Consider the following 12,660-nt stretch of genomic DNA (forward strand, 5'->3'; position numbering starts at 1 on the left):
ATCGCACCGAACCCGCCATGAAAGACTCCCTGCGCCAGCAGTTTGAACGCCTCGCCTACCGCCTGAACGAGCTCGACACCATCCTGGCCGACGGCAGCGCCGCCGCCGATATGAAGCGTTATCGCGCCCTGACGCGCGAGCAGTCCGAAGCCGCCGAGCTGGTCGGCCAGTACCGCCAGTACCAGCAATGCGAGGCCGATCTGGCCGAGGCGCAGGCCTGGTTGGATGACCCTGAGATGGCCGAGATGGCCAAGGAAGAAATCAGCCGCGCCCAGGCCGAGATGACCCGCTTGCACGAGGCCTTGCAGCTGGCCCTGCTGCCGCGCGACCCGGACGATGAGCGCCCGGCCTTTCTGGAAATCCGCGCCGGCACCGGCGGCGATGAGTCCGCCCTGTTCGCGGGCGACCTGGCCCGCATGTATCTGCGCTATGCCGAGCGGCGCGGCTGGCGCACCGAAATTTTGTCGGCCAATGAGTCAGACTTGGGCGGCTACAAAGAATTGGTGGTGCGCATCGAGGGCACGCCCAGCGATAGGGTCTACGGCAGCCTCAAGTTTGAGTCCGGCGGCCACCGGGTGCAGCGCGTGCCCGCCACCGAATCGCAGGGCCGCATCCACACCAGCGCCTGCACCGTGGCCGTGCTGGCCGAGCCGGACGAGGCCGAAGAGGTCACGCTCAACCCGGCCGATCTGCGCATCGACACCTACCGCGCCAGCGGCGCCGGTGGCCAGCACATCAACAAGACCGACAGCGCCGTGCGCATCACCCACGTGCCCACCGGCCTGGTGGCCGAATGCCAGGACGACCGCAGCCAACATCGCAACAAGGCCAAGGCCATGGCCGTGCTGGGCGCCCGCCTGCGCGACAAGGACCGCATCGAACGCGCCGCCAAAGACGCCGCCATGCGCAAAAGCCTGATCGGCAGCGGCGACCGCAGCGACCGCATCCGCACCTACAACTTCCCGCAAGGCCGGCTGACCGACCACCGCATCAATCTGACGCTTTACAAGCTCGGCGCCATCATGGACGGCGATCTGGACGATGTGGCCGCCGGCCTGCAAGCCGCCCAGGCGGCCGAGCAACTCGCGCTGCTGGAAGAGGGAGGCAAGAACTGATGCAGACGGTTAGCTCCGCCCTCGTCCGGGCCCAAAGCCTGGGCCTGGACCGGCTGGATGCCCAGCTGCTGCTGGGCCGCGCCCTGCAGCAAAGCCGGGCCTGGTTGATCAGCCACGACGATGCAGCGTTGCCCGCGGCACTCGCAGCCGACTTGCTGGCGCAGTTTGAACAGCGCGCCGCCGGCGTGCCCCTGGCCTATATCGTCGGCGAGAAAGAGTTCCACGGCCTGCTCTTGAAGGTGACGCCCGACACCCTGGTGCCCCGGCCGGACACCGAGACCTTGGTCGAGTGGGCACTGGAAATTCTGCAGACCCTGCCGGGCCAGCCTCGCTTGATCGACCTCGGCACGGGCAGCGGTGCCATCGCCTTGGCCCTGAAAGCCAGCCATCCGGCCGCCGAGGTCCACGCCCTGGACTTCAGCACCGCGGCCCTGGCCGTGGCCCAAGAAAACTCCCGCCAGCTGGGGCTCCCCGTGGAGTTTCACCAGGGTGACTGGTGGCAGCCCCTGGCGGGCCAGCGCTTTGACCTGATCGTCAGCAACCCGCCCTATATCGCCGGCGAAGACCCCCATTTGCCGGCGCTGCGTCACGAACCCCTCAGCGCCCTGACGCCCGGTGGCGATGGCCTGCGCGACCTGCTGACCCTGATCGAAGGGGCGCCCGCGCACCTGAATCCGGGCGCCTGGCTGCTGCTGGAGCATGGCTACGACCAGGCCGAGGCGGTCACGGCCGCCCTGCGCCAGCGCGGCTTTGCCGAGGTCGGCTTCCGGCGCGATCTGGGCCAGCAAGCGCGGGTGAGTGGTGGCATCTGGCTGGGCTGAGCCCGGACCGAGCTTGGCTCAATCTGTGCAAAAGCGGGCACTTCCCCGTCAAATGAGGGCTCACAAAAGCGCGCGGCAGGCGTAGCATCGATCCAAAACCACTGCTGCAGGAGATCGCCATGAAGACCGCGTCCACGCTTCTTTCGGCTCGCACCATGCGCTCCATGCCCCGCCTGCCCGCCCTGTCCATGCAGGGTCTGGCGGTCCTGGCCTTGCACACGGGCGCGCTGGCCGCCGACTTCTCGGCCCCATCGCTGGAAGCGCCCAAATGGCAAGCCCGGCTGCAATTGGGCAGTCTGGACAGCAGCAGCAACTGGAACAACGGCTTCGAAAACTCGCGCTATGCCGGCTCGCGTCTGCTCAGCGCCCAGCTGATGGGCGACTATTTCCTGACCGGCTCGGGCCTGCGCGGCGTCCACGGCGGCCTGCGCGCCACCGGCGGCATGCTCTTGGGCCCCGTCTCGCAAAGCCAGCTCGGCTTTGGCCTGGGGTCAAACGCCCGCCTCGGCCAGAACTTCTCACTCAGCCAACGCAGCTCACTCAGCACCTTGTCACCGGCCCTGGATGGCGGCGACCCCAGCGCCTCGCTGTCCTATCTGGGCCTGGGCTATTCCGGTCAATCCCTGCGCGGCGGCTGGGGTTTCAGCGCCGACCTGGGCTTGCTGAGCGACACCAGCTTGGGCGGTTTGCGCCTGGGCAATAGCCGCAGCCAGGGCATGGAAGACCTGATGCGGGACCTGCGCTTCAAGCCGGTGCTGCAACTAGGTCTGTCTTACAGCTACTGAAATTGCCCTCGCTGAGCGGGCCGACAGCTGGCCAAGAAGCCCGTCCGAGGCGGGGGGCATGCAAGCTCACCGATAATCCCACCCTAGTTTCAATATTTTTTGGGGTGAAGATCAAATGAGCGACGTTCAGCAACGCATCGATGAGCTGGTCAAGGGCAACCGCGTGGTCCTGTTCATGAAGGGCACGGCGCAGTTCCCCATGTGCGGCTTCTCCGGCCGCGCCATCCAGATCCTCAAGGCCGTCGGCGTGACCGATCTGAAGACCGTCAATGTGCTGGAAGACGCCGAAGTGCGCCAAGGCATCAAGGACTACGCCAACTGGCCCACCATTCCTCAGCTCTACGTCAAGGGCGAGTTTGTCGGCGGCTCGGACATTATGATGGAGATGTACGAATCCGGTGAGCTGCAACAGGCCCTGGCAGCCTGAAGACGGCAGACATCCGCTTGAACAACCGCAGCCACTCGCCCGCGCCGCAGCGCCTGGTCGTCGGCATCACCGGCGCCACCGGTGCAGCCTATGCCTTGCGCTTGCTGCGCCGCGGTCGCGAGCTGGGGCTGGAAACGCATCTGATCGTCACCCCGGCCGGTGTGCTCAATGCCCACCACGAGCTGGGCCTGGATCGCAAGGCCTTGGAGGCCGAGGCCAGCCACGCTTACTCGCCCGCCGATGTGGGCGCCTGCGTGGCCAGCGGCAGCTTCGCCACCGCCGCCATGGTGGTGGCGCCTTGTTCGATGAAGACCCTGGCCTCGGTGGCCCATGGCTTTGGCGACAATCTGCTAACGCGTGCCGCCGACGTCACGCTCAAGGAGCGCCGCCGCCTGATCCTGATGGTGCGCGAGACGCCGTTCAACTTGGCTCATCTTCGCAATATGACGGCCGCCACCGAGATGGGTGCCATCATCTTCCCGCCCCTGCCCGCCTTCTATCACCACCCGCAGAGCATCGAGGAATTGGTGAATGAAAGCGCCGAGCGGGTGCTGGAGTTGGCCGGCGTCCTCGGCGCCTCACCCAAGGCCTGGGTCGGCCTGAAGAACTGAGCCTGCGCTTACTTCTCGCCGTCCATCAACCATTGTTTGCGGCAGGCAAACACGGCGTTGGGGTATTCCGCCCGACCCCGGCTGCCGTTATAGCGGCCCAGGGTCAGAAACATATTGCCCTTCTCCCGGTCCAGATAGTGGCGCAGGATGACGCAGCCAAAGCGCAGATTGGTCTGCATATGGAAGAGGCGTGAGGCCTGGCCATCGCCGATCAATTTGGCCCAGAAAGGCATCACCTGCATATAGCCACGCGCACCGGCCGAGCTGATTGCGTATTTGCGGAAGCCGCTCTCCACCTGAATCAAACCCAGCACCAGGCTGGGCTCCAAGCCCGCTCGCATGGATTCGTACCAGACCGTCTCCAGAAACTCGATGCGGGTCTGCGTCTCACTCTTGCGGCGCTTGAGTTTTTCACTCATCACACCCAACCAGCGCAGATAGGCCAGACGCTGCTCCACATCGGCGAAGCTGGGCTTGGGCGGCGCGCTATTGGCGATGGAGGCGCTCAGAGCCGAGCGAACGGAGTCGACCAAAGGCTCCTCGACCTGGGCGCCGGCCTGGGCCGGGCGAGGCAGCAAGAAACCGGCCCCCGCCGCCATGAGCAGACTGCGGCGTAACACCGCTGCCGGCGTCAACTCATTCTTCAAATGCTTTGTCATCGTGACAGCCAAGCCTCCAGCGGCAAGCGAATCTTGATACGGGGCGCCCAACTTATCCACAAGCTCCAATACAGCAAGCTCAGACCCAACAGGGCCGCCGTACCGAAAGGCAGGCTGAGGCCCAAGCCACTGAAGAGCAGCAAACTCAGCAGGGAGCTGCCGATATAAATGCTCAGCGTGTGAGGGCCTGCGGGTGCCAGCTGCAGCATCAAGCGCGAACCGCGCTGTGCGGCCAGCACCAGCCTGGGCACCAAGCCGGCCAACAAGGCCAGCGCAAACCAGATGTAAACCGACCAGCACAGCTGCTCCAGCCGCTCATTTTGGCTGCGCAAAGCCTGCCACAGCGTCAAGCCCCAGACCAGATTCAAGACCAAGCCTGGCCACAGCCAACGGCTGGCCCAGCGCTGCAAGCTGGCGCGCCAGCGGCGGTGGCTGAACAAGCGCAGACGGGCAGCGATCAAGCCTGCCGTCATCAGGCCAGTGAAAAACGGCAAGGCCAGCAGCAGCTGACCCAGCACGCCAGCAATAAAGTTGCCACCGTTGAGTCGGATCCAAGCCCACCCGTTCGTGGCTTGAGTCAGAGAACGCAGCTCGTCCGATTTCTCGACCCAGCCACCCTGCAGCAGCCAGACCGCGATCGCCAGGCTCAGCAACAATTCAAGCCCCAGCAACATCATCATGCGACGCCACAGCTGACGCAGGCGCAGGCCCGACCAGCTGAGTATCAAGAGCCCGCTGATGGCGTACAGGGTGAGGACGTCGCCCATATAGATGAACACGCCGTGCAGCAGGCCCAGGGCCAGCAGACGGCGCATGCGCAGGCGCCGATGCGCCAAAGCATCCCGCCCTCGCGCGCGGCGCGACAAGCCCTGGCTGTAGCCAAACAAAAAAGCCAGCAAGCTGATGCCCTTGCCCGCCAGCAAGACGGCCACCAGGGCCAGGCTGAGCTGGGCCAGCCACGAGGAGGTAGCTTGGGCCGGCCCCAGGGGACCGGCCTCGGGCAGGCTGGTATAGCCCACCCAATTCACCGCGATCACCGCCAACAAGGCCAGGGCCCGCAGGCCGTCGACGGCCAACTCTCTTTGCATGGGCGGCGCGGGCCGCTGCCAGCTCACGCCAGCTTGGTCTTGAGCAGATCCAGCACCTCGGCCAAGCCCAGCTTGGTGGCTGCGCTGTCACGGCGGCCCTGGTACTCGACCTGGCCTTCTTTCAGACCGCGGTCTGAGATCACCACGCGATGCGGCACGCCCACCAACTCCCAGTCGGCAAACATGGCGCCGGGGCGCTCGCCGCGATCATCCAGCAAGACATCCACGCCCAGGGCTTGCAAGTCATCATGCAGCTGCTGCGCGGCGAGCTTGACCTCTTCGCTGCGATCCATTCCGATGGGGCAAACGACCACGGTGAAGGGCGCGATGGCCTCGGGCCAGATGATGCCGCGCTCGTCGTGGTTCTGCTCGATGGCTGCACCCAGGATGCGGGTCACGCCGATGCCGTAGCAGCCCATCACCATATGCTGAGGCTTGCCGTTTTCGTCCAGGAAGGTGGCGTTCATGTCCTTGGAGTACTTGGTGCCCAAGAGGAAGACATGGCCCACCTCGATGCCGCGCTGGATGGCCAGCACGCCCTTGCCGTCGGGCGAGGGGTCACCGGCGACCACATTGCGGATGTCAGCCACCAGATCGGCCTCGGGCAGGTCACGACCCCAGTTGGCGCCGGTGAAGTGGAAGTCGGCCTGATTGGCGCCGCAGACGAAATCGCTCATCAGCGCGACCGTCCGGTCGGCCACCACCTTGACGGGTTTGAGCAGCTTGATCGGGCCCAGATAGCCGGGCTTGCTGCCGAAATGGTCTTCGATCTCGGCCACGGTGGCGAAGCGGAAGCCGTTCTTCAAGCCCTCGATCTTGCCGGCCTTGACCTCGTTCAGATCGTGATCGCCGCGCAGCAGCAGCAGCCAGATGGTGGACTTGACGATGGCACCGTCCTTGTCCAACTCATCACTGGCCAGCACCAGGGACTTCACCGTCTGCGTCAGCGGCAGGCCCAACAGCGCCGCCACGTCTTCGCAAGTGCTCTTAGCGGGCGTGGCGGTCAGGGTCAGGTCTTGCGTCGCCGCGGCACGGGCAGGCAATAGCGCCACGCCTTCAGCCAATTCGATATTGGCGGCGTAGTCACTCGTGGGGCAGTAGACGATGGCGTCTTCGCCGGTGTCGGCGATGACCTGGAACTCATGCGAGAGCTCGCCCCCGATGGCGCCGGTGTCGGCCGCCACGGCGCGGAACTCCAGACCGAAGCGGCCGAAGATGCGCTGGTAGGCCGCGTACATATTCTGGTAGCTCACCGTCGCGGTGGCCACATCACGGTCGAAGGAGTAGGCGTCCTTCATGGTGAACTCGCGGCCGCGCATGATGCCGAAGCGTGGGCGACGCTCGTCACGGAACTTGGTCTGGATGTGATAGAAATTCTTGGGCAGTTGCTTGTAGCTGCGCAGTTCCTGGCGGGCGATGTCGGTCATCACCTCTTCAGACGTGGGCTGGATGATGAAATCGCGGCCATGGCGGTCCTTCACCCGCAAGAGCTCCGGCCCCATCTTGTCGAAGCGACCGGTTTCCTGCCACAGCTCGGCCGGCTGCACCACGGGCATCAGCAGTTCCACCGCGCCGGCGCGATTCATCTCCTCGCGGATGATGGCCTCCACCTTGCGGATCACGCGCAAGCCCATGGGCATGTAGTTGTAGATGCCGGCACCCAGGCGCTTGATCATGCCGGCTCGCATCATCAGCTTGTGGCTGACAACTTCGGCGTCGGCAGGGGCTTCTTTGAGCGTGGAAACGAAAAACTGGCTGGCTTTCATGGCGGCGCGGGACTCGGCAAAAAGGCTTGGCTGAACACAGCAAAACCCAGGGGTATGGAAAGGGTGGGGTCAGGGTAAGCGAGGACGATGCCGGGGTGGCATCCCAATGCAATAATCAAACCAACTATAGATTCGAGGTTGATTATGCTCGACCGTGAAGGGTTCCGCCCCAACGTCGGCATCATCCTGCTCAACCACCGGAATGAAGTGTTTTGGGGCAAACGCATCCGCACTCATTCTTGGCAGTTCCCGCAAGGGGGCATCAATTATGGCGAAACGCCTGAGCAGGCGATGTATCGCGAGCTCCACGAAGAAGTGGGGCTTGTGCCCGACCATGTGCGCATCATTGCGCGCACCCGCGATTGGCTGCGTTATGAGGTGCCCGATCACTTCATAAGGCGCGATGCCCGTGGCCATTACCGTGGCCAAAAGCAGATCTGGTTCTTGTTGCAGCTGATGGGCCGCGACTCGGACATGAATCTGCGCGCCACCAATCACCCCGAGTTCGACGCTTGGCGCTGGAACGAGTACTGGGTGCCTCTGGACGCGGTCATCGAGTTCAAGCGCGGCGTCTACGAGAACGCGCTGACCGAGCTGGCCCGCTACCTGCCGCGCATCAACCAGCACAACCGCTATCTGCGCTCGGGCATGCGCCCGCACCATGGCGGAGGCGGGCAAAGGGCGGGAGATGCCAGTAACGCCGAAAGACCGCGGCATCGTCAAGCCGGCTTAGCGCCCGACAGCGGGGATGCGCCACTGCCGCTGCAAGAGCCCGGCAGCGGGATCGCTGAGTCGCAAGACTGAACGCTTTGTTGCAAGCAAAAAGCCGACCCAGGGGTCGGCTTTTTTCATTTCGCTGAGGCTTGGATCAGCCAAGCAAGATCAGATTGTCGCGATGGATCAACTCATGCTCGGCCACATAGCCCAGCACCCGTTCGATCTCGCTGGAAGGCTTGCGGGCGATCAGGCGCGCCTCGGCGCTGGAGTAATTCGTCAGGCCCCGCGCCAGCTCCAAGCCGGCTGCGTCACGCACCGCGATCACATCGCCACGCCGGAAATCGCCCTGCACCTCTTGCACACCGATGGACAACAAGCTCTTGCCCTCGCCCTGCAGCTTGGCCGACGCACCGGCGTCCACCACCACCGCTCCGCGCAGCTGCAGATGGTCGGCCATCCATTGCTTGCGTGCAGCCAGCTTCGGGGTTGTGGCCAGCAAGGCCGTACCTATCGCCTCGCCGGCCGCCAAACGCAAGAGCACATCGGGCTCACGACCCCAGGCGATCACGGTGTTAGCACCGCTACCCGCCGCACGCTTGGCCGCCAGGATCTTGGTGATCATGCCGCCGCGCCCGAGGGATGAGCCTGCCCCACCGGCCATCTGCTCCAGCTCCGGCGTACCGGCCTGGGCTTCGGCGATGAAGCGAGCTTGCGGGTCCTTGCGCGGGTCGGCCGAGTAAAGGCCGCGCTGATCGGTCAAGATGATCAAGGCGTCGGCTTCCACCAAATTGGCTACCAGGGCGCCCAAGGTGTCGTTGTCACCGAACTTGATTTCGTCGTTGACGACGGTGTCGTTCTCGTTGATGACCGGCAGCACGCGGTGTTGCAGCAGGGTCAGCAAGGTGGAGCGCGCATTGAGGTAGCGCTCTCGATCGGCCAAGTCCGCATGGGTCAGCAGCACTTGCGCGCTACCCATGCCCTGCTCCCGCAGCTTGGTTTCATACATCTGGGCCAAGCCCATCTGGCCCACGGCCGCCGCGGCCTGCAACTCATGCAGTTCCTTGGGGCGGCTGGTCCAGCCCAGGCGCTTCATGCCCTCGGCAATCGCGCCGCTGGACACCATGACCACTTCACGACCTTCGGCCGCTAATGCCGCCAATTGGCGGCACCAGTTTCCGATGGCCTCGGCATCCACCCCGCGACCTTCATTGGTCACCAGGCTGGAGCCTACTTTTACGACGATGCGCCGCGCGCCTTTCAGCGCGCCGCTCATACCGCGTCGTCTTCAGCCGTGGCCGAAGCGGGCTTGCCCTCGGGGAAGCGCGGATCCACTTCCACAATGACGCGCTGAGCCGAGGCCACATGGTCATAAATGGCATGCACCAAGCCTTGGCAGCCATCGCGGGTCAGGGCGGAGATCTCGAAGACCGGGCCCTTCCACTTGTAGCGCTTGATGAAGTCCTTGACGCGCTTGGCGCGCTCGTCCTCGGGCACCATGTCCAGCTTGTTGAGCACCAACCAGCGCGGCTTGTCGTACAAAGCCTCGTCGTACTTCTTCAGCTCGGCCACGATGGCCTTGGCCTCAGCAACAGGATCGACTGCCGGGTCAAAAGGCGCCAGGTCCACGACGTGCAAGAGCAAACGGGTGCGCTGCAAATGACGCAGGAACTGATGGCCTAAGCCCGCACCTTCGGCCGCGCCTTCGATCAGGCCGGGGATGTCGGCGACCACAAAGCTCTTCTCTGGGCCCACGCGCACCACACCCAGATTCGGGTAAAGCGTCGTGAAGGGATAGTCGGCGATCTTGGGGCGCGCATTGGACACGGCCGTGATCAGCGTGGACTTGCCCGCATTGGGCTGACCCAACAGGCCCACATCGGCCAGCACGCGCAGTTCCAGCTTGACCTTCTTGGCCTCGCCGGGCCAGCCGGGCGTCTTCTGACGCGGGGCGCGGTTGGTACTGGTCTTGAAATGCAAGTTGCCGAAACCACCGTCGCCGCCCTTGGCCAACAAGACCTTCTCGCCTGGTTCCAGCAATTCGGCGATCACGGTATCGGTTTCCAGGTCACGAATGATGGTGCCCACCGGCATGCGCAGGATGATGTCATCCGAGGCCGCGCCGTATTGGTCCGAACCACGACCCGCCTCACCGTTGCGAGCCTCGTGGCGGCGCGCATAGCGGTAGTCGATCAAGGTGTTGAGATTGACGTCACCGACGGCAAACACGCTGCCGCCACGTCCGCCGTCACCGCCGTCGGGTCCACCGAAGGGGATGAATTTCTCGCGGCGAAAGCTCGCACAGCCGGCGCCACCATTGCCGGCCACGATATCGATGGTGGCTTCGTCGATGAACTTCATATATTTGTTCTAAGCCTTGTTCGCTTTGAAAGCGGCTGCAGGGACTGGCGCTGGGCCAATGCCTAATTTTAGAGCAAGCCGAGTCTACGGAACCCGCTGCTGCCGATGTCAGCCGCAAAAAGCAAAAGCCCCGGCGAGCCGGGGCTTTGGGTCGCCGGCGGGCGGCTACTGCCCCCATCGGCGATAAGTGTCGTCGCTCGTCTAAAAATTAGACAGGGGTGACGAACACGGTTTGGCGGCTCTTCTCACCCTTGATGGCGAACGACACTTGGCCGTCGACCAGAGCGAACAGCGTGTGGTCCTTGCCGATGCCGACATTGGTGCCGGGATGGAACTTGGTACCGCGCTGGCGCACGATGATGGAACCTGCAGAGATGGTCTGGCCGCCGAAGGCCTTCACACCGAGCATCTTAGGTTTGGAGTCGCGGCCGTTCCGTGTGGAACCGCCGCCCTTTTTCTGTGCCATGGATTAGCTCCTTGAACTGTTAGCGAAGAAGGGAGACAGGCTTGGCTCAGCCGTTCACCGTGCTGATCAACAGCTCGGTGAAGTTCTGGCGGTGGCCCTGACTCTTCTTGTAGTGCTTACGACGGCGCAGCTTGAAGATGCGCACTTTGTCGTGCCTACCGTGAGCCACAACTGTGGCGGAAACGCTTGCGCCCGCAACCAAGGGAGTGCCAACCTTCAATTCAGCGCCGTTGCCGACAGCCAAAATTTGGTCGATCACAATCTCTTGGCCAACATCCGCAGCAATCTGTTCTATCTTGATCTTTTCGCCGGCAGCAACTTTGTATTGCTTACCGCCGGTTTTTATGACCGCGTACATATCAGCCCTTTCAATTAAACCTATCTGTCACTCGGGACTCAAAGCTCGCCGGTGAAGTACCGCTCCCGAAAAAGCAAGCCCTCAAACCACGCACTCGAATCCCTTGCACCCAGACCTATACCCTGCAACCTTAAAAGTAGCAGAGCCCGCGAGTGTAGCACGGATTGCGCAACTCGCAAGCAAGATTGCCAAGACCCGGCCTGGAGCGACGGGCCGCGCCGACAAAGCAGCGCAGCCTGGGAAACGCCCTCCCCGCTGTTCCTATAATCACACTTTCGTCCCAATGAGAGCCGAGAGTGCACGCTGCGTCTGCTTCGTCCCCCTCCACCCGTCCCGCCCTGAGCGAGGCACTCACCACCCTGGCAGCAGAAATGCTGGAAGTGGATGCCGTGATTGCCCAGCGCCTGAGCTCGGACGTCGCGCTGATCAATCAGATCGCGGGTTATATCGTGCACGCCGGTGGCAAGCGCATGCGTCCCAAGTTGGTGTTGCTGTTCGCCAATGCCCTGGGCTACGACAAGCCTGGCCGCTTTGAGCTGGCCGCCGTGGTGGAATTCATCCACACCGCCACCTTGCTACACGACGACGTGGTGGACGAGTCCTCGATGCGCCGCGGCAAGAAGACCGCCAATGCCTTGTTCGGCAATGCCGCCAGCGTGCTGGTGGGCGACTTCCTCTATTCGCGCGCCTTCCAGATGATGGTGTCGGTGAACCGCATGCGGGTGCTAGACGTCTTGGCCGAGGCGACCAATGTGATCGCCGAAGGTGAAGTCCTGCAGCTGATGAATATGCACGATCCGGACATCACGGTCGAAAGCTATTTGCGCGTCATCCGCTACAAGACCGCCAAGCTGTTTGAAGCCAGCGCGCGCCTGGGCGCGGTGCTGGCCGAGGCCAGCCCGGAGGTGGAAGAAGCCTGCGCCGGTTATGGCCGCGCCCTGGGCACCGCCTTCCAGCTGATCGACGATGTGCTGGACTACGAAGGCGATAGCGCCGCTCTGGGCAAGAACGTGGGCGACGATTTGCGCGAAGGCAAGACCACATTGCCCCTGCTGATCGCCATGGAACGCAGCACACCCGAGCAGCGCGCGCTGCTGCGCCACGCCATCGAACATGGCGAGCAAGAAAAGCTCAGCGAGATCGTCGACATCGTGCGCTCCACCGGCGCGCTCGAAGCCACTCGCGAGGCCGCAAGAGCCGAGGCCAAGTTGGCAAAAGATTGCCTGAAGCTGCTGCCTGCCAATAAGTGGCGTGAATCTCTGCTAGAATTTGCGGCTCAGTCGGTTGAGCGGTCCTTCTAAGAAGATCCATCACCAGCTTGACTGAAGAGTTCGAGCCGGCGCTTCCGCCGAGCCCATCGGACACACAAAAAATCGGGGTGTAGCTTAGCCTGGTAGAGCGCTACGTTCGGGACGTAGAGGCCGGAGGTTCGAATCCTCTCACCCCGACCAAACAAAAAACAAAGAGCCCAAGTGAGTCCTTCACTTGG

Annotated in this window: 14 protein-coding genes and 1 tRNA gene; 8 read left to right on the forward strand and 7 right to left on the reverse strand. The window is 63.5% G+C overall.

Annotated elements, in window-relative coordinates; genetic code table 11:
- The first annotated feature begins 17 nt into the window (after positions 1 to 17).
- The 5 genes from prfA to DBR47_RS04700 all read left to right on the forward strand — a co-directional run bounded on the left by prfA (position 18) and on the right by DBR47_RS04700 (position 3,759).
- On the forward strand, positions 18 to 1,115 hold the full coding sequence (prfA, locus tag DBR47_RS04680; RefSeq protein ID WP_124447422.1) for a peptide chain release factor 1: 1,098 nt from the start codon (positions 18 to 20) through the stop codon (positions 1,113 to 1,115).
- Entirely contained in the window at positions 1,115 to 1,936 is an 822-nt protein-coding gene (gene prmC, locus DBR47_RS04685; RefSeq protein WP_124447424.1) for a peptide chain release factor N(5)-glutamine methyltransferase, read from the forward strand. The genes prfA and prmC overlap by 1 nt, the downstream gene beginning before the upstream one ends.
- Positions 1,937 to 2,055: 119 nt before the next feature.
- Positions 2,056 to 2,721, forward strand: a complete 666-nt coding sequence (locus tag DBR47_RS04690) for a hypothetical protein (RefSeq protein WP_124447426.1) — start codon at positions 2,056 to 2,058, stop codon at positions 2,719 to 2,721.
- 115 nt (positions 2,722 to 2,836) lie between these two features.
- Positions 2,837 to 3,148 carry a Grx4 family monothiol glutaredoxin gene (gene grxD / locus DBR47_RS04695; protein WP_124447428.1) on the forward strand — a complete coding sequence of 104 codons (312 nt, stop codon included), beginning with the start codon at positions 2,837 to 2,839 and terminating at the stop codon, positions 3,146 to 3,148.
- 17 nt (positions 3,149 to 3,165) lie between these two features.
- Positions 3,166 to 3,759, forward strand: a complete 594-nt coding sequence (locus tag DBR47_RS04700) for a UbiX family flavin prenyltransferase (protein ID WP_124447430.1) — start codon at positions 3,166 to 3,168, stop codon at positions 3,757 to 3,759.
- A gap of 8 nt (positions 3,760 to 3,767) precedes the next feature.
- Here the strand turns inward: DBR47_RS04700 and DBR47_RS04705 are convergent, their stop codons facing one another.
- Genes DBR47_RS04705 through DBR47_RS04715 form a run of 3 tightly spaced genes read right to left on the reverse strand, consistent with a single transcriptional unit; the run spans position 3,768 to position 7,272 of the window.
- Positions 3,768 to 4,418 carry a lytic transglycosylase domain-containing protein gene (locus DBR47_RS04705; protein ID WP_124447432.1) on the reverse strand — a complete coding sequence of 217 codons (651 nt, stop codon included), beginning with the start codon at positions 4,416 to 4,418 and terminating at the stop codon, positions 3,768 to 3,770.
- Positions 4,415 to 5,506, reverse strand: coding sequence for a DUF418 domain-containing protein (locus DBR47_RS04710; protein ID WP_124447434.1), 1,092 nt, complete (start codon positions 5,504 to 5,506; stop codon positions 4,415 to 4,417). The genes DBR47_RS04705 and DBR47_RS04710 overlap by 4 nt, the downstream gene beginning before the upstream one ends.
- Before the next feature lie 23 nt (positions 5,507 to 5,529).
- On the reverse strand, positions 5,530 to 7,272 hold the full coding sequence (locus DBR47_RS04715; RefSeq protein WP_124447436.1) for a proline--tRNA ligase: 1,743 nt from the start codon (positions 7,270 to 7,272) through the stop codon (positions 5,530 to 5,532).
- Between the two features lie 144 nt (positions 7,273 to 7,416).
- Here DBR47_RS04715 and DBR47_RS04720 point away from each other — a divergent pair, with 144 nt between their 5' ends.
- On the forward strand, positions 7,417 to 8,076 hold the full coding sequence (locus DBR47_RS04720) for an RNA pyrophosphohydrolase (RefSeq protein ID WP_124447438.1): 660 nt from the start codon (positions 7,417 to 7,419) through the stop codon (positions 8,074 to 8,076).
- Positions 8,077 to 8,140: 64 nt separating this feature from the next.
- On the opposite strand, the gene proB is transcribed toward DBR47_RS04720, so the two are convergent.
- The 4 genes from proB to rplU all read right to left on the reverse strand — a co-directional run bounded on the left by proB (position 8,141) and on the right by rplU (position 11,171).
- The gene (gene proB, locus DBR47_RS04725; RefSeq protein ID WP_124447440.1) at positions 8,141 to 9,262 is read right to left on the reverse strand and encodes a glutamate 5-kinase; all 1,122 of its coding nucleotides are present in this window, start codon (positions 9,260 to 9,262) and stop codon (positions 8,141 to 8,143) included.
- Positions 9,259 to 10,347 (reverse strand): GTPase ObgE, encoded by a 1,089-nt coding sequence (gene obgE, locus DBR47_RS04730; protein ID WP_124447442.1) that lies wholly within the window; start codon positions 10,345 to 10,347, stop codon positions 9,259 to 9,261. The genes proB and obgE overlap by 4 nt, the downstream gene beginning before the upstream one ends.
- 208 nt (positions 10,348 to 10,555) lie before the next feature.
- Positions 10,556 to 10,813 carry a 50S ribosomal protein L27 gene (gene rpmA, locus DBR47_RS04735; RefSeq protein ID WP_124447444.1) on the reverse strand — a complete coding sequence of 86 codons (258 nt, stop codon included), beginning with the start codon at positions 10,811 to 10,813 and terminating at the stop codon, positions 10,556 to 10,558.
- Between the two features lie 46 nt (positions 10,814 to 10,859).
- Positions 10,860 to 11,171 (reverse strand): 50S ribosomal protein L21, encoded by a 312-nt coding sequence (gene rplU, locus DBR47_RS04740; protein ID WP_124447447.1) that lies wholly within the window; start codon positions 11,169 to 11,171, stop codon positions 10,860 to 10,862.
- A gap of 371 nt (positions 11,172 to 11,542) precedes the next feature.
- On the opposite strand from rplU, the gene ispB reads away from it, so the two are divergent.
- Positions 11,543 to 12,472 carry an octaprenyl diphosphate synthase gene (ispB, locus tag DBR47_RS04745; protein ID WP_124447726.1) on the forward strand — a complete coding sequence of 310 codons (930 nt, stop codon included), beginning with the start codon at positions 11,543 to 11,545 and terminating at the stop codon, positions 12,470 to 12,472.
- A gap of 73 nt (positions 12,473 to 12,545) precedes the next feature.
- Positions 12,546 to 12,622: transfer RNA gene (locus tag DBR47_RS04750), tRNA-Pro, on the forward strand.
- Positions 12,623 to 12,660 lie beyond the last annotated feature (38 nt).

Origin of the sequence: Paucibacter sp. KBW04, assembly GCF_003852425.1 — a bacterium.
Lineage (GTDB): Bacteria > Pseudomonadota > Gammaproteobacteria > Burkholderiales > Burkholderiaceae_C > Paucibacter_A.